Source organism: Pseudomonas sp. Pseusp9 (assembly GCF_059491265.1).
Window position 1 is genome coordinate 2,816,850 of sequence record NZ_CP168500.1, and the last position, 19,946, is coordinate 2,836,795.

At 61.8% G+C, this 19,946-nt stretch carries 16 protein-coding genes; 5 read left to right on the top strand and 11 right to left on the bottom strand.

Annotated elements, in window-relative coordinates:
* Positions 1-2: 2 nt before the first annotated feature.
* Positions 3-380: a response regulator gene (locus ACEN8E_RS12760; RefSeq protein ID WP_007970583.1), complete on the top strand. Its 378-nt coding sequence runs from the start codon at positions 3-5 to the stop codon at positions 378-380.
* A 61-nt stretch (positions 381-441) separates the two neighbouring features.
* On the opposite strand, the gene ACEN8E_RS12765 is transcribed toward ACEN8E_RS12760, so the two are convergent.
* Positions 442-1,497, bottom strand: a complete 1,056-nt coding sequence (locus ACEN8E_RS12765) for a tetratricopeptide repeat protein (protein ID WP_495592919.1) — start codon at positions 1,495-1,497, stop codon at positions 442-444.
* 184 nt (positions 1,498-1,681) lie between these two features.
* Here ACEN8E_RS12765 and ACEN8E_RS12770 point away from each other — a divergent pair, with 184 nt between their 5' ends.
* The 3 genes from ACEN8E_RS12770 to ACEN8E_RS12780 are packed head-to-tail and all read left to right on the top strand — an operon-like array spanning position 1,682 to position 4,959.
* Entirely contained in the window at positions 1,682-3,817 is a 2,136-nt protein-coding gene (locus ACEN8E_RS12770) for an FUSC family protein (protein WP_495592920.1), read from the top strand.
* Positions 3,807-4,007: a DUF1656 domain-containing protein gene (locus tag ACEN8E_RS12775; RefSeq protein ID WP_495592921.1), complete on the top strand. Its 201-nt coding sequence runs from the start codon at positions 3,807-3,809 to the stop codon at positions 4,005-4,007. The genes ACEN8E_RS12770 and ACEN8E_RS12775 overlap by 11 nt, the downstream gene beginning before the upstream one ends.
* A gap of 4 nt (positions 4,008-4,011) precedes the next feature.
* The gene (locus ACEN8E_RS12780; RefSeq protein ID WP_495592922.1) at positions 4,012-4,959 is read left to right on the top strand and encodes an HlyD family secretion protein; all 948 of its coding nucleotides are present in this window, start codon (positions 4,012-4,014) and stop codon (positions 4,957-4,959) included.
* A gap of 216 nt (positions 4,960-5,175) precedes the next feature.
* Here ACEN8E_RS12780 and ACEN8E_RS12785 read toward each other — a convergent pair whose 3' ends face one another.
* From ACEN8E_RS12785 to mexE, 3 genes are read right to left on the bottom strand one after another with little or no spacing between them, the layout of a single operon-like run.
* On the bottom strand, positions 5,176-6,597 hold the full coding sequence (locus tag ACEN8E_RS12785) for an efflux transporter outer membrane subunit (protein ID WP_495592923.1): 1,422 nt from the start codon (positions 6,595-6,597) through the stop codon (positions 5,176-5,178).
* Positions 6,597-9,776, bottom strand: coding sequence for an efflux RND transporter permease subunit (locus ACEN8E_RS12790; protein ID WP_495592924.1), 3,180 nt, complete (start codon positions 9,774-9,776; stop codon positions 6,597-6,599). The genes ACEN8E_RS12785 and ACEN8E_RS12790 overlap by 1 nt, the downstream gene beginning before the upstream one ends.
* 12 nt (positions 9,777-9,788) lie before the next feature.
* Positions 9,789-11,042: a multidrug efflux RND transporter periplasmic adaptor subunit MexE gene (gene mexE, locus ACEN8E_RS12795; RefSeq protein ID WP_495592925.1), complete on the bottom strand. Its 1,254-nt coding sequence runs from the start codon at positions 11,040-11,042 to the stop codon at positions 9,789-9,791.
* 372 nt (positions 11,043-11,414) lie between these two features.
* Between mexE and ACEN8E_RS12800 the strand changes: the two genes are divergently transcribed.
* Positions 11,415-12,422, top strand: coding sequence for an Ldh family oxidoreductase (locus tag ACEN8E_RS12800; protein WP_495592926.1), 1,008 nt, complete (start codon positions 11,415-11,417; stop codon positions 12,420-12,422).
* 126 nt (positions 12,423-12,548) lie between these two features.
* Here the strand turns inward: ACEN8E_RS12800 and abaF are convergent, their stop codons facing one another.
* The 7 genes from abaF to lhpI form a co-directional block, all read right to left on the bottom strand.
* Positions 12,549-13,946, bottom strand: a complete 1,398-nt coding sequence (gene abaF, locus ACEN8E_RS12805) for a fosfomycin efflux MFS transporter AbaF (protein WP_495592927.1) — start codon at positions 13,944-13,946, stop codon at positions 12,549-12,551.
* A gap of 74 nt (positions 13,947-14,020) precedes the next feature.
* Positions 14,021-14,938, bottom strand: a complete 918-nt coding sequence (locus ACEN8E_RS12810) for a dihydrodipicolinate synthase family protein (RefSeq protein WP_095942202.1) — start codon at positions 14,936-14,938, stop codon at positions 14,021-14,023.
* A gap of 126 nt (positions 14,939-15,064) precedes the next feature.
* The gene (locus tag ACEN8E_RS12815; protein WP_008018645.1) at positions 15,065-16,093 is read right to left on the bottom strand and encodes a trans-3-hydroxy-L-proline dehydratase; all 1,029 of its coding nucleotides are present in this window, start codon (positions 16,091-16,093) and stop codon (positions 15,065-15,067) included.
* 37 nt (positions 16,094-16,130) lie between these two features.
* The gene (locus ACEN8E_RS12820; protein WP_008018646.1) at positions 16,131-16,853 is read right to left on the bottom strand and encodes an amino acid ABC transporter ATP-binding protein; all 723 of its coding nucleotides are present in this window, start codon (positions 16,851-16,853) and stop codon (positions 16,131-16,133) included.
* The gene (locus ACEN8E_RS12825) at positions 16,846-17,496 is read right to left on the bottom strand and encodes an amino acid ABC transporter permease (RefSeq protein ID WP_495592928.1); all 651 of its coding nucleotides are present in this window, start codon (positions 17,494-17,496) and stop codon (positions 16,846-16,848) included. The genes ACEN8E_RS12820 and ACEN8E_RS12825 overlap by 8 nt, the downstream gene beginning before the upstream one ends.
* 10 nt (positions 17,497-17,506) lie before the next feature.
* Positions 17,507-18,172, bottom strand: a complete 666-nt coding sequence (locus ACEN8E_RS12830; RefSeq protein WP_495592929.1) for an amino acid ABC transporter permease — start codon at positions 18,170-18,172, stop codon at positions 17,507-17,509.
* Positions 18,165-19,943, bottom strand: coding sequence for a cis-3-hydroxy-L-proline dehydratase (lhpI, locus tag ACEN8E_RS12835; protein WP_495592930.1), 1,779 nt, complete (start codon positions 19,941-19,943; stop codon positions 18,165-18,167). The genes ACEN8E_RS12830 and lhpI overlap by 8 nt, the downstream gene beginning before the upstream one ends.
* Positions 19,944-19,946: the final 3 nt, after the last annotated feature.

Below are 19,946 nucleotides of genomic sequence, written 5' to 3' on the forward strand. Positions count from 1 at the left end.
CCATGAGCGAAGATGCACAAGATGTAGTACTCGTCGTCGAAGACGACCCCTCGATTCTGATGGTGCTGTCCGCTTATCTGTCGGGCGAGGGGTACCGCGTATTGCAGGCCGAAAACGGCGAGCAGGCTTTTGAGATCCTGGCCAGCAAACCGCACCTGGACATGATGATCACCGATTTCCGCCTGCCCGGTGGAATCTCCGGTGTGCAGATCGCCGAGCCCGCCGTGAAGCTGCGACCGGAACTCAAGGTGATTTTCATCAGCGGCTATGCCCAGGAAATCCGCGAGACCGACAGCCCGATCACGCGCAAGGCGCCGATCCTGGACAAGCCGTTCGATCTGGACAAATTGCAGGAGCTGATGCAGGACATGCTTTCCTGAGCATTCAGGCGTTGATCATCTGCATGTCCGGGACGCCGGCCCAACGAAATTCCGGTCGGGGTCAAAGCCCCTGTTGCAACGCCGGATCATCGGGGTTCATCTGTTCGAGTTGGGCCAGCAGGATCTGCACGTTTTGCAGCTGCCCGCTTTCCTTCCAGTAATTGATCAGCAGCACCCGGGCCTTGCGGTCGTTCGGATGGCGCTGAACGATCTCCTGCAACTGTTTCTGTGCCGCTTCCAGCTCCTGCTCACCGTGCAACGTGGTGGCCAGGTCGTAGCGGTAATCGCGGTTGTTCGGCTCTAGTTCAACGGCCTTGGACAGCCCGAGGAGGGCGAATTCGCTCTGGTCGTGATGCAGCAGCCAGAGCCCCAGGGCATGCTGCAGGTAGGCCGAATCGGGTTGCGCCTGGAGTTGCCGGGCCAGCAGTTGCCGGGCGGCGTCGTTCTGGCCCTGTTTATCCAGCACGTCGATTTGCAGCACCAGCGCCGGCAGGTTGTCCGGCGCCAGGCGCAAGGTGTTGTCCAGTGCCTGTTGCGCTTCCTTGAGCTCGGCGTTGTGCAAGTGCAGCCGGGCCAGTTGGTATTGGTTGTCGGCGCTTTGCGGCTCGCTCTTGAGCACTTGCTCCCAGGCATCGATGGCTTGCTCCAGAGGCCCGAAATACAAACCGAGTTCATCCGGGGACAAACCCAGCAGCGCGTTGATGGCGGCCAGGCGCACGCTTTGTTCGCTGTCATCGAGCAAAGGCCCCAGCAATAAACTGCGCTGGCCGTTCGGTACCAGGCCGCTGATGCTCCTGATCGCGGCGATTCGCACCTCGGGCGACTCGTTCTGCAAGTCGGCATTCGCCAGTTTCAGGGCCACCGAACTTGGATAATTGGGCAGCTCGGCATGCAGCCAGACACGGCGCTTGGGAGACAGGTCCGCACGCCCCAATTGCTGATAGAGCACCCGCGCGGCACCGGGTTGACCGGCCCGGGCAGCCGCCAGCGCTTCGCTGTAGCCATGCTGGATGGCTTCGGGAACCACCGGGGCGGTATCGCGCAGGGAAAACCACGCAAGGCCGATGACAAGCAGGGCGAAGAGGCTGATAAACAGATAGCGGCGGGACTTGGGCATGCAGGAATCCGGAAACTGGCGAGCTTTTGCAAAGGCGCCAGCTTCGGTCAGGCCGGGCTTTGAGTCAAACCTTGACGACGTTCACTGACGATTCAATGGGCCTGCAAACGGTGTCGACGGCAAAACCTGTCGAGGCCCCGCCGCAGTGACTACGCTTGCTGAAGGTGTCCCGACGAGTGTTCCCATGCAAGCGTTGCTGCAGTATTTCAAGGCCATTCTCAACCCCGGCCCCGGGGTGTTGCTGTTTGCCCTGCGAACCATCGCGGCCGGTCTGTTGACCCTGTACCTGGCGTTTTTGTTCGATCTGGAACAGCCCAAGTGGTCGATCATGGCCGTGGTCATCATCAGCCAGCCACTGGGCGGCATGGTGCTGGCGCGCAGTTTTGGCCAAGTCATCGGGACCACCATGGGGGCGGTCGTAGCGGTGGCGATCATGGCTATATTTCCGCAGGCGCCACTGCCGTTCATCACCACCCTGGCCCTGTGGCTGGCACTGTGCACCGCTGGTGGCACGCTGTTGCGCTATACCAGTTCCGGGGCATTCGTGCTCAGTGGCTACACCGCCGTGGTCATCGCGTTGCTGGCGATTCCCGATCAGGACGGTACCTTTTTGCTGGCGGTGACCCGCCTCACCGAAACCTTGCTGGCGGTTGCCTGCGTGTGCGTGGTCAGCCTGCTCACGGCCAGGCCGGAAGCCGTGGCCCGGGATTACTTCGCCAGGATCGATCAGATCACCCGGTTGCTGGCCACCCACGCCAGCGCCGTTATCCGCACCGAAGAGAGCGAAGCCGACTTTCAGCAGCGGCAAATGCAGCTGCTGGGCCAGATCAGCGGCCTTGAGGGCGTGCGTCGGCACATGTATTTCGATGCGCCACGCTTACGCAGTGCCAACGGCCTGGTGCAACTGTTGGGCAATCAATTGGTGTTGTTGACCGCACGGCTGACAGCCCTGCGCCACCAGCGGCTGCTGTTGACCGAACGCTGGGAGGGCGAGCTGCCTGAAGAAATTCAACGGTTGCGTGCCGAAGAACTGGCCTTTCTCGATGAGCTGGCACGGGAGGGGCGATCGCTGTCCAGTGAACAGCGCCATCACTTCACCTCACTGCAACAACGTTTCGATGAGCTGGCCTACAGGGCCGAACAGTTGACCGAGCCGCTACCGGCCACCTTGCGCTCATTGGCTTGGTCGCTGCGCTGGGAGCAAGCGCGCCTGTTGCAGCAGCTTGAGCAGATTCTGGAGTTGAGTGATGCGATCCAGAGCGGGCGACCCGCCAGCAGCGTGTTTCGCGGGCGCGAAAATCCGCTGCACCTGGACTTCACCTTGGCGACCATGAACGCCATCCGGGCCTTTTCCGCGCTGCTGATCGCCGGCCTGATCTGGATCGAGACCGGCTGGGACGGTGCGCGTGCCGGCATGGTGCTGCTGGGTATCCTGTGCTCGCTGATGTCGACGTTTCCCCGGCCGCTGCTGGCCGTTCAAAGTTATGCGAGGGGGTTCGGGTTGGCACTGCTGGCCTCGGCGCTCCTGCAGTTCATGTTTGTGCCGATGATCAGCAATTTCGAGATGCTTGCCTTGCTGCTGGCACCCTTGCTTTATGCCGTTGCGGTGGGGCTGGCCAGTCCACCCACCACCGGCACCGGCATTGGCCTGGGGCTCACGACATTTCTGTTGCTCGGCCCGTTGAACGTGGGGATCGGTCAAAACACCGCGACCCAGTGGTTCGAATTTGCCGGGGCTTATACCTGCGCGACTGTGCTCGCGTTGAGTGTGTATGCGCTGATCTTTCCGTTCAGGCCGGATTTGCGCATGCGCCGGCTGCATAAAGAGAACGGCGAGCAGGTATACGCCTTGCTGAAAACTTCGGCGACCGATGAACAACAGTTCGCGTTCGAGAGTCGAATGGTTGATCGCCTGACCATGATGCTGGGGCTGTTGCCGGCGACGCAGGAGCCACAGTCTCGTGAACTGTTCCAGATCAGCCTGGGCTGCATGGCGCTTGGCATTGCCCTCAATCAGCTCAGGCAGCAGGGGCAGAACAACGCACTGTTGAGTGCTGATCTGCAAAGTCGGCTGTATTCGACCGTGCGGGACACGGGAAGGCTGGTCGCCGGCCGGCCCGGGGTCGAAGTAGCGCAGGTGCTCGATAGCCTGCGCACCCTGGGTGACGAACTGGATGCCCTGCATACCGATGTGCATGAGCGCTTGTGGTCGGTGTTCCGCATGCGTGTGGCGCTGCTGATCGTGGTGTCGTTCGTCGAGCGTTATCGCGGCTACTTTCAACCTGCTGGCCTTGAAGGAGACCCAGTCCTTGCCCATTGATCTGGAAGTGGGTGGAGCCTATCTGCCCCCGATTGCTCAGGCGCTGCTGTTGGGCCTGCCGATTTTCCTGTTGCTCGACTGGACGTTGCGGCGCCTCGGTGTGCTGCAGTTTGTCTGGCATGAGGCATTGTTCGAAGGCGCGCTGTACGTCTGCGTCTGCGCCACATTGATACTGGCGATGGGAGCATGATGCCTTGAAGAACATCCTTTCCCGGCTCTCGACAGTGGCCGTGGTGTTGCTGGCGTTGATCCTCGGCTGGTTCGCCTGGGAGCATTACACCCGCGCGCCCTGGACCCGGGATGCCCGGGTGCGTGCCGATGTGGTGACCTTGTCCGCCGATGTTTCGGGGCGAATCGTCAGCCTGGCCGTGCAGGACAACCAACACGTGAACAAAGGCCAGGCGCTGCTGGAAATCGATCCGGCGCGTTACACACTGGCGGTGGAGCATGCCAAACGTGCCGTTGAGGTGTCGAAAGCCTCGCTCGGCCAGGCCCAGGCGAACATTACCGCCAGCGAAGCCTTGCTCAAACAACGTCAGAGCGAGGAGCAACGGCGGCGCACGCTCAAGGATCGTTCGGCGATTTCCGGCGAAGAATGGGAAAAGGCCAATACGGATGTGTCGGTGGCCCAGGCCGACTTGCTGCGCAACCAGGCCAACCTGGTGTTGGCCCAGGCCAATGTGCAACTGGCCGTCGCGGCACTGACCCAGTCCGAACTCGACTTGCAGCGTACCCACGTTGTTTCCCCGGTGACCGGCTACGTCACCAATCTGTTGACCCGGGAGGGCGACTACGCCTCGGCTGGCGGTCCATTGCTGGCGCTGGTGGACAGCGATTCGTTCTATGTCAGTGGTTACTTTGAAGAAACCAAGTTGCCGCGGATCGGGGAGGGCGACCGGGTGAAGATCGAGTTGATGAGTGGCGAAACGTTTGGTGGCAAAGTGCAGAGCATTGCCTTCGCCATCGCCGACCGGGAAAACCTGCCGGGCGGACGACTGCTGGCCAACATCAACCCCAGCTACACCTGGGTCAAACTGGCGCAGCGGGTGCCGGTGCGGATCGAGATCGATGCCGACTATGCCGGTAAAAACAACCTGAGAGCGGGGACCACGGCCACTGTGACCGTCCAGGAACACCCCTGATCCCTTGTAGGAGCGAGCCCGCTCGCGATGTTGGTCAACGATGACGCGGGCAGTCTGAATTAACGCGGTGTTCTCTGGTTCTTCGCGAGCAAGCTCGCTCCTACAAGGGATATGCGTTGCCTGGAAAAAGGCATAAAAAAGCCCCGCGACCGAATGAGACGCAGGGCAAGGAAATTGGTTGGCTGCGGCCAACCCAAGGAGCTCGTTGAAAAAGGTTTACCTGCTCGCGACCGTCTCCGGCTGCCAGCCGCCTCCGAGGGCCTTGTAGATCGCGACGATGCCGCGATACAGGTCCACTTCGGCCAGGGCCTGGGTGTCTTCGGCCGCCAGGCGCTCACGCTGGGCATCGAGCAGCACGAGGAAGTCGGCGGTGCCTTCGCGGTAGCGGATTTCAGCCAGGTCGGCGGCCGAGCGGCTGGACTCACTCTGGCGAATCAGCGAAATCAGGCGCTGTTGGCGTTTGCCGTAGTCGCTGAAGGCGTTTTCCGACTCTTCCAGGGCCAGCAACACGTGCTGTTCGTAGGTCGCCAGGGCGCCTTCGGCATCGGCGTCGGCACCGCGTATACGGGCTTTTACGCTGCCCAGGTCAAACGCGGCCCAGGTGATGCTCGGGCCCAGCGCCCAGGCGTTGGCCGCCGAAGAACCGATCTGCGAGCCACGTCCGGCGGTCCAGCCAAGGAAGCCGCTGAGGCTGACCCGAGGGAACAGATCGGCCTTGGCCACGCCGATACGCGCGGTGGCCGAAGCCAGTTGGCGTTCGGCACTGAGGATGTCCGGACGGCGTTGCAGCAGTTCACCCGGATCACCGATCGGCAAGGCCTTGGCAATCGCCGGCAGGTCTTTTGGGCTCAAGTCCACGGTCAGCTTGTCCGGACGTTCACCCAGCAGGGTGGCGATACGGTTTTTCTGCCGCACCTGTTCGGCCTGCAGTTGCGGCACGCTGGCTTCAACCGACGCCAGTCGCGCATCGGCACGCTCCACATCGAGCTGATCGCCGACGCCGGCATCACGCAGGTTGACCGTGATCTTGCGCGACTCGCGCTGGTTTTCCAGGTTGGCCAGGGCGATTTTCTCGCGCAGTTGCGCACCACGCAGTTGACCGTAGGAATCCACCAGTTCGGCAATCATGGTCACTTGCAACTGGTACAGGTCGGCCTCGAACGCCTGTTGCTCGGCGTTGGCCGACTCCAGGTTGCGCTGGATGCGACCGAACAGATCAATCTCCCAGGCCATGTCCAGGCCCAGGTCATAGCGTTCGCTGTTGACCCGCTTGGTGGTCTGGCCCGGGATCTGGCCTTTGCCCAGGTCGCTGCTGACGCGGCTGGTGATGGTCGGCATGGCGTCGTTGCTGACGTCATCGCGGATTGCCCGTGCGGCTTTCCAGCGGGCGAAGGCGACGCGCAAATCGCGGTTGCCTTGCAGTGATTGCGTCACCAACTGGTTGAGGGTCGGGTCTTCGAACTGCTGCCACCAGATGCCTTCGAAATGTGAACGGTCAAAGTTCTTCTGGCCGGCGGCGCCGTCGGTGGCGGCCGTGATGTTGGCCGCCTCGGTGGTTGGAGTCTTGTAGTCGGGGCCCACGGCACAGGCACTCAAGGCCAGTGCCAGCAGGCTCGGCAGGAACGCTTTCAAACTCATCAGTGCGACTCCAGCTTCAGGTTGGCCTTGGCAGCTTTGCGTGCCTGGCCGCGCTCGACAAAGTTACGAATCAGTACGTAGAACACCGGCGTCAGCAACAGACCGAAGAAGGTCACCCCGAGCATCCCGGAGAACACCGCCACACCCATGGCATGACGCATTTCGGCACCGGCGCCGCTGGAGAACACCAAAGGCACGACACCCATGATGAACGCGAAGGAGGTCATCAGGATCGGCCGCAGACGCAGGCGGCAGGCTTCCAGGACCGCCGCCAGCGGGTTGAGACCTTCGAGCTGTTTATCCTTGGCGAACTCGACGATCAGGATCGCGTTCTTACAGGCCAGGCCCACCAGTACGATCAGGCCGATCTGGGTGAAGATGTTGTTGTCACCGCCCGAGGCAATCACACCGGTGATGGCCGACAGCAGGGTCATCGGTACGATCAGGATCACCGCCAGTGGCAGGCTCCAGCTTTCGTATTGAGCCGCCAGTACCAGGAACGCCAGCAGCACGCAGAGCGGGAACACGAACAGCGCGGTGTTGCCGGACAGGATCTGCTGGTAGGTCAGGTCGGTCCACTCGTAGGTCATGCCGTTGGGCAGTTCATCCTTGAGCAGTTTCTCGATGGCTTTTTCGGCCTGGCCGGAGCTGTAGCCTGGGGCTGCCGCACCGTTGATTTCAGCGGTGATGAAGCCGTTGTAGTGCATCACCCGGTCCGGACCCGAGGTGTCGCTGACCTTGATGAAGGTCGCCAGCGGGATCATCTCGCCCTTGTTGTTGCGCACTTTCAGCTGGCCGATCTGGTCGGATTCGAGGCGGAACTGTTGTTCGGCCTGGACGTTGACCTGATAGGTGCGACCAAAGCGGTTGAAGTCGTTGGCATACAGCGAGCCCAGGTAGATCTGCAGGGTGTCGAAGATGTCGCTGACGGCCACGCCGTGGGTCTTGGCTTTTTCCCGGTCGATAGCCGCATCGACCTGTGGCACGTTCACCGTGTAGCTGGTGAACAGGCCGGCCAGTTCCGGAACGCTGTGGCTCTTGGCGATGATGTTCACGGTTTCCTTGTACAGCTCTTCGTAGCCCAGGTTGCCCCGGTCCTCGATCTGCAGGCGGAAACCGCCGATGGTGCCCAGGCCTTGTACCGGTGGCGGCGGGAAGATCGCCATGTAGGCTTCCTGGATGTTCGCGTACTGGCCGTTCAAGGCGCCGGCAATGGCCCCTGCGGACATGCTCGGGTCTTTGCGTTCGTCGAACGGCTTGAGGGTCACGAACACGATGCCGGCGTTCGGGCTGTTGGTGAATCCGTTGATCGACAGGCCGGGGAAGGCCACCGCACTTTCCACGCCAGGCTGTTTCAGCGCCAGCTCGGACATGCGCTTGATCACGTCTTCGGTGCGGTCCAGGCTCGAGGCGTCCGGCAGTTGCGCGAAAGCCACCAGGTATTGCTTGTCCTGGCCGGGCACGAAACCGGTCGGGGTGCTGGAAAAACCGAAGAAGGTCAGGACCATCAGGCCGGCGTACAGCAGCAGGGCGATGCCGCTGGAGCGGATCACACGGGCAACGGTGCCGACATAACCATGGCTGGCTTTTTCAAAGAAGCGGTTGAACGGACGGAACAGCCAGCCGCCAAAAATCTTGTCCAGTACCTTGGAGAATCGGTCTTTCGGCGCGTCGTGGCCTTTTAGCAACACGGCGGCCAGCGCTGGCGACAGGGTCAGCGAGTTAAAGGCCGAGATCACCGTGGAGATCGCAATGGTCAGGGCGAACTGTTTGTAGAACTGGCCGGTCAGGCCGGAGATGAACGCCGCCGGAACAAACACCGCACACAGCACCAGCGCCGTGGCAATGATGGGCCCGGTCACTTCACGCATGGCGCGTTTGGTGGCTTCCACCGGGGTCAGCCCAAGTTCGATGTTGCGCTCGACGTTCTCCACCACCACGATGGCGTCGTCCACCACGATACCGATCGCCAAGACCAGGCCGAACAGCGACAAGGCGTTGAGCGAGAATCCAAACAGGTGCATCACCGCGAAGGTACCGATCAGCGATACCGGCACCGCCACCAACGGAATGATCGAGGCACGCCAGGTTTGCAGGAACAGGATCACCACCAGCACCACGAGGATCAGCGCTTCGAAGAGGGTGTGGACCACCGCCTCGATGGAGCCGCGCACGAAGATCGTCGGGTCATAGACGATGCTGAAGTCCATGCCTTCGGGGAAGCCCTTCTTCAGTTCGGCCATTTTGGCCCGCACTTCATTGGAGATTTCGATGGCATTGGAGCCAGGGCGCTGGAAGATCGGGATTGCTACCGCCGGCTGATTGTTCAGCAGCGAGCGCAGGGCGTACTGGCTGGAGCCCAGCTCGACGCGTGCGATGTCCTTGAGGCGGGTGATTTCACCGTTTTCGCCGGAGCGAATGATGATGTTCTCGAACTCTTCCTCACTGACCAGACGGCCCTGAGTGTTGACCGACAGTTGGAAGCTTTGGGCATTCGGGGCAGGGGGAGCGCCCAATGCACCGGCGGCCACCTGACGGTTCTGTTCACGAATGGCCGTTACAACGTCAGTGGCGGTCAGGTTGCGCGAAGCGGTTTTGTTCGGGTCGAGCCAGACTCGCAGCGAATAGTCGCCCATGCCGAACAGTTGCACGTCACCGACACCGCCCAGGCGCGCCAGCTCGTCCTTGATGTTGAGGATCGCGTAGTTGGACAGGTACAGCATGTCGTAGCGTTTGTCCGGCGAGGTCAAGTGCACCACCATCGTCAGGTCGGGCGAGGCCTTGTCCACGGTGATACCGATGCGCGTCACTTCCTCGGGAAGTTTCGGCTCTGTCCGGGTCACGCGGTTCTGCACCTGCACCTGCGCGTTGTCCAGGTCGGTGCCCAGGGCAAAGGTGATGGTCAGGGTGATCTTGCCGTCAGCGGTGGATTGCGAGGACATGTACAACATGTTCTCGACGCCGGTGATGGCTTGCTCCAAGGGCGCGGCCACGGTTTCGCCGATGACTTTCGGGTTGGCACCCGGGAAGTTGGCGCGCACCACCACGGTGGGCGGCACGACTTCCGGGTATTCGCTGATCGGCAGCTGGAATAGCGAGATCGCACCGGCGATCAGGATCAGCAGCGACAGCACCGCTGCGAAGATCGGCCGTGAAATGAAGAATTGGGAAAAATTCATCTTGGAAATCCCTTAACCGCGTGGGGTCGTGGCAGCCAGTTTCACAGCCGTACCCGGTGCAACCCTGGCGGGCGCGACTTGGGGCAGGTTGCTGGCTTCCAGCGCTTGACGTTGTTGTGCGAGTGCCGCGAGGGTTTGTTCGCTGGCCATCGGAATCACTTCAGGGGTGACCGGTGAGCCAGGACGTACCCGTTGCAGACCCTTGACGATAATGGTGTCGTCCTTGTTCAGACCGTTGCGCACGATGCGCAAGCCTTCAATCTTCGGACCCAGTTCCACGGCGCGGTAGGCAGTCTTGTTGTCACCATCCATCACGATCACGAACTTCTTGCCCAGGTCGGTGCCGACCGCTTCATCGTTGATCAGCATGGCGCTGTAGGTGCCGCTGCCCACCAGTTTCAGGCGTGCATACAGGCCCGGGGTGTAGCTGCCATCGCTGTTGTCGAACACGGCGCGGCCACGGATGGTGCCGGTTTTCGGGTTGACCTGGTTGTCGACGAAGTTCATCACGCCCTGATGCGGGTTGCCGTCCTCGTTGGACAGGCCCATGTAAACCGGGGTGGTGGCGCCGCGCTTGCCCTGGCGAGCGAGCTCCGTGTACTTGAGGAACACACGTTCGTCGGCGTCGAAGTAGGCGTACACCTTGTCGGTGGAGACCACGCTGGTCAGTGGAGTAGTGTCGGCGGTCACCAGGTTGCCGGCGGTGATTTCCGCACGGCTGACGCGGCCGTTGATCGGTGCGGTGACGCGGGTGAAACTCAAGTTCAATTTAGCCAGGTCCAGCTGCGCTTGCAGGGCGCCGACGGCGGCGCGGGCTTCCTGTGCGGCGCTGGTACGCGAATCGGCCAGTTCGGCGGAAATGGCGTTGCTGGTGCGCAGGCGCTCACCGCGCTGGGCTTCGTTTTCGCTGCGGGTGGCGTTGGCGCGCGATTGTGCAACCAGTGCTTCGAGGCGGCGGACCTCAGCCTGGAACGGACGCGGGTCGATCTGGAACAGCAGGTCGCCTTTCTTGACCAGGGCACCTTCAGTGAAGGCCACTTCATCGATCTGGCCGGAGACCCGTGGACGAATCTGGACTGTTTCCGGCGCTTCGAGACGGCCGGTGAATTCGTCCCACTCGTTGACCGGTTGTTCCAGCACCTTGGCCACGCTGACCTTGGCTGCGGGCATGCTGGCGGCAGTTTCCGGGGCCTTGCCGCAAGCGCTGATCACCACTACGGCCAACAAGGCCAACGGGAAGCGCAAATGTTTGAGTGACTGTTCCATGGATGCATCCGCCAATGTGTTGAGATTGGCGAATGATGCGCGGCGGGTTTGTATCTCACGAATCGAATGGGGCAAAGGTAACTATCATTCGGAATGATATGAGACCCAAGCCAGCCCTCTAGCCTGCGCCTTGCGTTCGGTCGTCATCAACTGGATTGATGACAATTGTGTGTTGCATTGGATGCAATAGTCAGACTTGGAACCGTGTTGCGGCTTTCGCGAGCAGGCTCGCTCCTACAGGGATCTTTGTCGTTCCCAAATCGCTGTGGGCTTGCCTGCGCTGTGCCAATTTCGTCACCGCCAATGCCCAAACCCATCAAGCCATAACGCCTTGGACAGACCACTCTGACCGGTCTGTCCAAGGAGATGACCATGATCCGACTGACCCTGATCGAAGCCCGTAATTTGGCCGAATCGATCTTGTTGCACAACGGTTTTAATCTGGCCCACGCACAAGCAGTGGCGGCAACGGTGATTGCTGGCGAACGTGATGGCTGTGCCTCCCACGGTTTGTACCGGATTCTGGGGTGCGTGAACTCCCTGCGGGCCGGCAAGGTGTCAGCCGATGCCGAGCCACAGGTGATCGACCAGGCGCCGTCGATTGTGCGGGTGGATGCTGGCGGTGGCTTTTCGCAGTTGGCGTTTCAGGCGGGGTTGCCGTTGCTGGCGCAGAAAACCCGGGCCAACGGCATTGCGGCGTTGGCAATCAACCGCTGTGTACATTTCTCGGCGCTGTGGGTGGAGATCGAGCAGCTGACTGCTGCCGGTCTGGTGGCACTGGCGTGTAATCCGAGCCACGCCTGGGTGGCGCCGGCCGGTGGACGACTGCCGGTGTTCGGCACCAATCCCATTGCCTTCGGTTGGCCGCGTGCGGGGCAGGATCCGTTTGTGTTCGACTTCGCCACCAGCGCGATTGCCCGTGGTGATATCGAACTGCACCGGCGTGCCGGCAAGGCGATTCCCGAAGGTTGGGGCGTCGATGCCCAAGGCCAGCCGACCACCGATGCCAACGTGGTGCTCGACAGCGGCGCGATGCTGACGTTCGGCGGGCACAAGGGGTCGGCTCTGGCGGCGATGGTGGAGTTGATTGCCGGGCCGCTGATTGGTGACCTGACCAGTGCCGAGTCGTTGATTTACGACGAGGGCAGCAAGTCGTCGCCGTACCATGGCGAGTTGATCATCGCCCTGGACCCTCGGCGCTTTCTGGGGGACGCCACTGAAGAACATTTGGCCCGGGCCGAAACGTTGTTCCAGGGCATTGAAGGGCAGGGCGCACGCTTACCGTCGCAACGACGTTACGCGTCGCGGGCACGCAGCCAGGTGGAAGGCGTGCAAATTCCCGAGGCGCTGTACAACGACCTCAAGGCCTTGCTCGCCTGATTGAATCAAAGTGCTCAATAAAGATCGCAGCCTGCGGCAACTCCTGCGGGAACGGTATCCATCCGTTCATGACGGACGAATGCGGTCGGTGCAGGCGCTGGCGAAGCCTGCGATCTTTCAGGGCCATCAAGCCAAAGAGTCACCCCGGCGCGGGGCGGCCGGCACGGCTGCGTCCACGGCAGCAATCCGCGCCGCCGACTCGGCATCCACCTGGCGCAATGACTTGCCACGGGTCTCGCGGGTCAGGCCGACAGCCACCACGGAAATCAACGCGGCGCCCACCAGGTACCAGGCGATCGGAGTCGAGCTCTGGTACTTGTTGAGCAAGGTGATGGCGATCAGCGGTGCCAGGGAACCGGCGAAGATTGGCGCCACCTGGTAGCACAGGGACAGCGCGGTGTAGCGTACGTGGGTCGGGAACAGTTCAGCCATCAGCGCCGAGTAAGGCGCATAAGTCATCGACTCGATGGCCAGGCCCAGGGTGATGGCGGCCATGATCAGCCAGTTGTTGCCGGTGTCCATCATCGGGAAACCGATGAACCCCCAGAACGCTGTGAGCACCGCGCCGGTCAGGTACACCGGCTTGCGCCCGACGATGTCCGACAGATAGCCCATCAGCGGGATCAGGAAAAAGTGCACCAGGTGCGCGCCGAACATCAGCAGCAGAATTTGCGAAGTGTCCTTGTGCACCACCAGTTTCAGATAGGTAATCGAGAACGTCACCACGGTGTAGTAAAGGATGTTCTCGGCAAAGCGTGCGCCGATTCCCACCAGCACCGAACGCCAGTGATGACGCAGCACTTGCACCACACCGAGCTGCTGCTGTTTGGTCTGTGCCTGACGGGCCTGGGCTTCCTTGAAGATCGGCGCGTCATCGACGCTGGTGCGAATCCAGTAACCGATCAACACGACTACCGCCGAGAACCAGAACGCCACGCGCCAGCCCCAGGCAAGGAACTGTTGCTCTGTAAGGTTCGACGACAACAGCAGCAGGGCGACCGTGGCCACCAGGTTACCGGCCGGCACCCCGGCTTGCGGCCAACTGGCCCAGAAACCCCGACGATTGTCCGGGCAGTGTTCGGACACCAGCAGAATCGCGCCGCCCCATTCGCCACCGAAAGCGAAGCCCTGGATCAACCGCAACAGCACCAGTAGCACCGGCGCTGTGTAACCGATCTGGTCGAAGCCAGGCAGGCAACCCATGAGGAAGGTGGTGATGCCGACCACTACCAGGCTCAGTTGCAGCAGGCGTTTGCGGCCGAATTTGTCACCGTAGTGACCGAATACCAAGCCGCCCAACGGCCGGGCGAGAAAGCCGACCGCGTACAAGGCGAAGGCGGCGATGATGCCGTCGATGGGGTTGTCGGTCTGGCGGAAGAACAGCTTGCCGAAAACCAATGCCGAGGCGGTGCCGTAGAGAAAGAACTCATACCATTCGGCGACGGTGCCAGCCATGGCGGCGGCCACTACGCGTTTGAGTCCCGAGGGTGTGGTTGCGCTTTGCGTGTGTTGAGGATTCGACATGCTGACGTACCTTGTTAAAGGTGCAAAAGAACGGGCAGCCGGGCGGGGCCAGTAGAGGTCCGCCCGGCAATCACTCAGAGACCGACGTCCGGCAGTTCCGGGCGGTTGGCCAACGCCTTGGCCATGATCTGCTCGACAAATACGCGGTCGGCTTCCGGCAGGGCCAGGCGTGGCGGACGGGTCAAGGCGCTGCCGCGCCCGGCGATGGCTTCACACAGCTTGATGCATTGCACCAGGTCGGCACGGGCATCGAGGTGCAGGATCGGCATCAGCCATTCGTAGATCGGCATGGCTTCGGCGAAACGACCGGCCTTGGCCAGGCGGAAGATGGTTTCGCCTTCTTTCGGGAACACGTTGGACATGCCCGAGACCCAACCTTCGGCACCCACGGCGATGCTTTCCAGCACCACGTCGTCGAGGCCGGCGAACAGCACGAAACGGTCACCGACTTCGTTGCGCACGTCGATGAAGCGGCGGGTGTCGCCGGAAGAATCCTTGAAGCACACCACGTTGTCGCAGTCGGCCAGGGAAATCAGGATGTCCGGGGTGACGTCGTTCTTATAGATAGGCGGGTTGTTGTAGACCATCAGCGGCACGTCGGCGTTTTTCGCCACGTAGCGGTAATGCTCGGCGGTCTCGAACGGCTTGGAACCGTAGACCAGCGCCGGCATCAGCATCACGCCATCGACGCCGACCCGGCGTACGGCATTGGCGACCTTGGCCGCTTGCAGGCTGGTGAACTCGGCCACGCCGCAAATCACCGGTACGCGACCACGGGCGGCATCGACAGCGACTTCAGTCACGGCGATTTTCTCTTCGGCGGTCAGCGAGGTGTTTTCACCCACCGAGCCGCAGACCACCAGGCCCGACACGCCGTCGCGGATTACGTTGGAAATCACCTGATGGGTTTTTTCCAGGTTGATAGAGTAGTCATCGTTGAATTGAGTGGTCACCGCCGGGAAGACGCCACTCCAGTTAATGCGCTTGCTCATTGTTGTCTCCGATTGGCTAATTGTATTTCGTATACGAATTTTAAAGTGACAATGCTCGGCCAGTGCTTTTTTGGGTTTTCAGGGGGTTTTACTGGCCGATGGTCCGGGGGGGCAGGGATTGCGTGATCAGGCGCCGGGCCAAGTGTCGGACAGGCGATAGCCTTGTGGCCACGGATCGCTTGGGTCGAGCAGCAACTGATGGGTGCCGGTGATCCACGCCCGGCCGGAAATGCATGGGTAAATCGCGGCGCGGCCGGCGACTTCGGTCAACGAATCAATGCGGCAGTGGAACTCGGAACCGATAATCGAACGGCCGACAAAGCGCTCGCCAACCTGCATCAAGCCTTTGGCCTGCAACACCGCCATGCGCGCCGAGCAACCCGTGCCGGTGGGGGAGCGGTCGATCTTGCCCGGTTGAATCACCACCGCATTGGCGCCGGTGGCGATGCCGTTCTCATGGACGATCGGCGCGGCGATCTGGCAGAAGGAAATGTGTGACCACTCGGGGTTCAGCGGATGCACGAAGCCCAGTTGTTCGTTGGCCGCCCGAGTGATTTTCAGCCCGACCGCCACCAGATCGGCCGCTTCATCCGGGCGGATGGAGAAACCCAGGCCTTTGGCATCGGCAATCACAAAACTGTCGCCACCATAAGCGGTGTCGACCTTCAGCGAGCCGATACCTTCGACTTCAATCCACGCATCCAGTCGATCAGCGAAAGACGGCACGTTTTTCACTTCCACCCGTTGCACCTTGCCATCCCGGCAGTCGGCCACGGCTTCGATCAGGCCACCGGGCGCTTCCAGCACCAGGCGGGTTTGCGGCTCGGTCATGGGCAGGATGCCGCTGTCGAGCAAGACGGTGGCGACGCACAACGAGTTGGAGCCGGACATCGGCGGGGTGTCCGCCGGTTCCATGATGATCCAGGCCATCTGCGCCCGTGGGTCCTTGGCCGGGACCAGCAGGTTGACGTGGCGAAATACGCCGCCGCGGGGTTCGTTGAGGACGAAGTTGCGCAGGGTTTCGTCCCGGGCGATCCAGCGCGACTGTTCCCACACGGTGGCGCCGGGCGGCGGGGCGACACCGCCCACGATCACGTCACCGACTTCGCCTTCGGCGTGGCAACTGACGACATGAATGACTTTTGATGAACGCATGGTTTGCTCCTTGTTTCGCCTGTGAAGGCCTCGGTCGCTATTTCACTGATTTCAGAAACTCTGCAGTCTCCGCACGCACCGGGTTGCCAATCACCTGATCCGGCGAACCGATCTCATGCACCAGGCCATTGCGGAAGAACGCCACGCGGTCGGACACGTCTCGGGCAAAGCGGATTTCGTGGGTCACCAACACCATGGTCATGCCGTCTTCGGCGAGCATGCGCATGGTGTCCAGCACTTCACCTACCAACTGCGGGTCGAGGGCCGAGGTAGCTTCGTCAAACAGCATGTAGTCCGGTGACATGGCCAGGGCACGGGCGATGGCCATGCGTTGTTGCTGTCCACCGGACAGCTTGCCGGGGAAGGTCTTGAGCTTGTCGCCCAGCCCGACGTGGGTCAGTTGCTTCACCGCCAGTTCTTCAGCTTCAGCCTTGCTTTTGCCCAGCACTTTGCGTGGCGCGAGCATGACGTTTTCCAGCACCGTCAGGTGCGGGAAGGCATTCCATTGCTGGAACACAATGCCGATTTTCTGCCGCAGGCGATTGAGGTCGGTGGCGCTGTGATGGACCTCGACGCCGTCAACGCGGATGTTGCCTTTCTGGATCGGTTCCAGGCCGTTGATGCACATCAGCAAGGTCGATTTGCCGGAGCCGGAGCCGCCGATGATCGACACCACCTCGCCCTTGTTCACCGTCAGGTTGACGCCCTTGACCACTTCGAGGTTGCCGAAGGATTTATGTACGTTGTCGATCTCAATCATTTTCTTGCCACCTTCTTTCCAGACGAGCGCCCAGGCGTGCGACCACCAGGCTCATGACGTAGTAGATAAGGCCCGCGATGCACAGCACCAGCAACGGTTCCTGGATGCGGGTGACGATGGTTTGCGAGGCGCGCAGCAGTTCGACGATGCCGATCCACATCACCAGCGCGGTGTCTTTCATTACACCGAGCACCAGGTTCAGCCAGCCGGGGAACGCTACCCGGGTGGCCATCGGCAGGACGATCCAGCGCAAGTCCTGCAAGAAGCTCAGCCCCAGCGAACGGCTGGCCCGGCGTACGGTGAACGGCACCGCCAGCACGCCGGCACGCACGATCTCGGTGAAGTACGCCGCAGCGTAAACCCCCAACACAATGCAGCCGACGCTAAAGGCGCTGATGTTCAAACCGATGATGCTTTTGAGTGAGTTGAACAGTACGAACTGGATCAGCAACGGCACGCTGCGAAACACGTCCAGCACCCAGGCCAACGGCAGGCTGGCCCGTGGCAACAAGGCGCGCAGCAGGCCGAAGAGCAACCCGGCCAAGGAGCCGAGAATGATCGACCAGAACGTCAGTCGCATCGTGACCCATGCACCGTTGAGCAGGAACATCAGGTCGTTCGAGGAAAAATCGGTGGAAAACATGGACAGCTCCTCAGTAACGGAACAACCGCCAGGCCATCAGCCGGGCTGCCGCGACGATCGCCTTGGCAATCAAGTAATACAGCACCGCTGCGATGGCGAAATACTCGAAGGTGCGGAAGGTTTTGACGTTGTATTCCTGGGTCACACCGGTCAGGTCATTGTTTAGCCCGACGATCACCCCCAGCGACGTCATCAACACCGCCCAGACCATCTGATTGGTCAGCGGGTAGAACACGATCCGCAGCAGTTGCGGGACAATGATCATGCGGTAGGCCTGGAAGGCACTCATGCCGAGGGAACGCGCCGCACGCACCTGCGTGCCAGGCACGGCCTTGAGGCCGCCGCGAAAGTTCTCCGCCAGATACCCGGCATTGTTGAACGTGATCCCGGCCAGCAGGGCGAACCAGGAACTGACATGCAGGTTCAGCGAGCCGAGGCCGAAGTAGAGGATGTAGATCTGGAACAGCGAGGGGGTGTTGCGGGCAATCGACACCCAACCGTTGCCGAACCCGCGCAGAAATGGGTGTTTGGCCTCGCGCATCACCGTCAGGGCCAGGGCGATCAGCACGCCGAAGATCATCGACAGCGCGGCGGTTTCGAAGGTGACGATGGCACCGGCAAGCATGTCCGGCAGGGCGCGCAAGGCGGAGCGCCATTGGAAACTGTAGTCAAACATGCGCAGGGCTCTCCAGTAGGGCAGCAGGTTGTAACCAGGCCGGCAAACGTCCGCTGGCCGTTGCGGTGCAGGCCGCGTCGACGCATTCGGCAAGGCTGGCGAAGTGCACCTTGCGGCCGACCAGGCCCGGTGCGTAGTGGGCGTATTTTCCCGAGTTGGTCATCAGGGTTTCAGCCGCCAGGGGGATGACGGGTTCGCCGAGCATGCACCAGCAGGTGTCGGTGACCAGGGTCGCGCCAAACGCTTCGATCACGGCGATGTGCCCGGCCTCGCGGGCCTGCTCCAGCACGGCACGGCCGCAGGTGATGGCTAGCACCACATCCGGGTGTCTTTGTCGTCCGCGGCACAGTCGCGCCAGGTGAGCGAACTCGCTGAGGGAAAAGTGCGGGTTGCCCAGCGACACCACATCCACCCGGTTATCGCGAGCACTGTTGAGTTCGCGCCAACTCGACAGCAGGTCCTTCAGGCGGATTTTTTCCACGGCAATGGCAGTGTCCGCATCCAGCACCTGCGCCGGGTCAATGGCCTCCGGGGTGACCCCGGCGATGTGGAACAGTGGCGCCGCAGAGGTGGTGGCGAAGGCCGCGCCAAAGGCTTTGAGGTCGTCCAGGCTCGGCTGGCGTTTTTCCAGCCCCAGCACCAGCGGCACGCGACTGCCGGCCAGGGCACCAATGTGGTAGCCCAGCAGCGGGTAGAAGGCATCGTCCAGTTCACCGAGGGCAGGCAACTCGAGCTGCAACCGGGCCTTGCGTTGCGCGTCCAGGTGGCAGCCGATCAGCGGGGCGCGACCGGTGAGGGCGATGCAGATGTCCAGATAGTCCGGGTATTTCAGGGTGCGGGCACCGAGCACGCTGTTGGCGTAGACCACTGCGTTGGATTCCGCCCAGACGATTTGCTCGCCAGCCTTCGGTGCAGTGTCGAGCAGGTACGGCGCGCAAGTGAAACTGAGCTGTGCGCCCATCGCCATATAGGCATCGCCCAAGGCACTGGCCGGTTCACCCAGTGCCGGATCGATACCCAGTTCGCGCCAACGGCGCTGGTCGACGGAAATTGAATTGAGGGTGGTGGGCACTCGCACTGTTGCTCCCCATTGCACCAGTTGCCCGGCAAAGCGCAGGCTCGCCGGTCCGGTGTAAATGCAGCCGTCGATGTGTGCTTGAGTGACATCCACCAAGTGGTCGGCACCCTGCAGCTCGGCCATACGCAGGACGATCTGCATGGCCATTTGCGCGGCCTTGCCATGTCGGCCGTCGAGCAGCGCCCGATCGTGCTCGGTGAGCCTGATCGAGGCGCTGCTGTCAGTGTTTGGCAATGGGCTGTCGAGCGCCTGCCAGGCGTCGCCCGGCAGGTGATCGAACAGGCTCAGCGTTGTATTTTCGACCCGGGCGAAGGCCTGGCCGCGCAAGGCGGCGAAGGCCTCCCGACCGATGCACAGCACCGGCAGGGAACGGGCAAAAATGGTCTGCGCCACCAGCACGCCCAAGGTCAGGATCTCGTCGGCTTCGGCCAGTACCAATGCCGCCGGTGCATGGCCGTTGCTGATCAATTCCATCAACACGCTGCTGCCGGTGCACGAGCCGCGACCACTGGGAATCGCCAGCACGCGGCCGGCCAGGTATTGGCCGCTGAGCGGGTGATGGCGGTCGATGACTTCACCCGTGCAGGGATCGACTCCGCCCCAGAAACTCAAGCCGACATCGGCGAACAGCAGGGTGCCTTGCGCGGCACCCGCCACCAGGCTGCGTCCGGTCAGAGAAATTGGCCCAGGCATGCC

What these genes read in the sequence shown, in the direction of transcription:
- ACEN8E_RS12760 (WP_007970583.1), top strand. Translation starts at nt 3, where the DNA reads ATGAGCGAAGATGCACAAGATGTAGTACTCGTCGTCGAAGACGACCCC.
- ACEN8E_RS12765 (WP_495592919.1), bottom strand. Translation starts at nt 1,497, where the DNA reads ATGCCCAAGTCCCGCCGCTATCTGTTTATCAGCCTCTTCGCCCTGCTT.
- ACEN8E_RS12770 (WP_495592920.1), top strand. Translation starts at nt 1,682, where the DNA reads ATGCAAGCGTTGCTGCAGTATTTCAAGGCCATTCTCAACCCCGGCCCC.
- ACEN8E_RS12785 (WP_495592923.1), bottom strand. Translation starts at nt 6,597, where the DNA reads ATGAGTTTGAAAGCGTTCCTGCCGAGCCTGCTGGCACTGGCCTTGAGT.
- ACEN8E_RS12790 (WP_495592924.1), bottom strand. Translation starts at nt 9,776, where the DNA reads ATGAATTTTTCCCAATTCTTCATTTCACGGCCGATCTTCGCAGCGGTG.
- mexE (WP_495592925.1), bottom strand. Translation starts at nt 11,042, where the DNA reads ATGGAACAGTCACTCAAACATTTGCGCTTCCCGTTGGCCTTGTTGGCC.
- ACEN8E_RS12800 (WP_495592926.1), top strand. Translation starts at nt 11,415, where the DNA reads ATGATCCGACTGACCCTGATCGAAGCCCGTAATTTGGCCGAATCGATC.
- abaF (WP_495592927.1), bottom strand. Translation starts at nt 13,946, where the DNA reads ATGTCGAATCCTCAACACACGCAAAGCGCAACCACACCCTCGGGACTC.
- ACEN8E_RS12810 (WP_095942202.1), bottom strand. Translation starts at nt 14,938, where the DNA reads ATGAGCAAGCGCATTAACTGGAGTGGCGTCTTCCCGGCGGTGACCACT.
- ACEN8E_RS12815 (WP_008018645.1), bottom strand. Translation starts at nt 16,093, where the DNA reads ATGCGTTCATCAAAAGTCATTCATGTCGTCAGTTGCCACGCCGAAGGC.
- ACEN8E_RS12820 (WP_008018646.1), bottom strand. Translation starts at nt 16,853, where the DNA reads ATGATTGAGATCGACAACGTACATAAATCCTTCGGCAACCTCGAAGTG.
- ACEN8E_RS12825 (WP_495592928.1), bottom strand. Translation starts at nt 17,496, where the DNA reads ATGTTTTCCACCGATTTTTCCTCGAACGACCTGATGTTCCTGCTCAAC.
- ACEN8E_RS12830 (WP_495592929.1), bottom strand. Translation starts at nt 18,172, where the DNA reads ATGTTTGACTACAGTTTCCAATGGCGCTCCGCCTTGCGCGCCCTGCCG.
- lhpI (WP_495592930.1), bottom strand. Translation starts at nt 19,943, where the DNA reads ATGCCTGGGCCAATTTCTCTGACCGGACGCAGCCTGGTGGCGGGTGCC.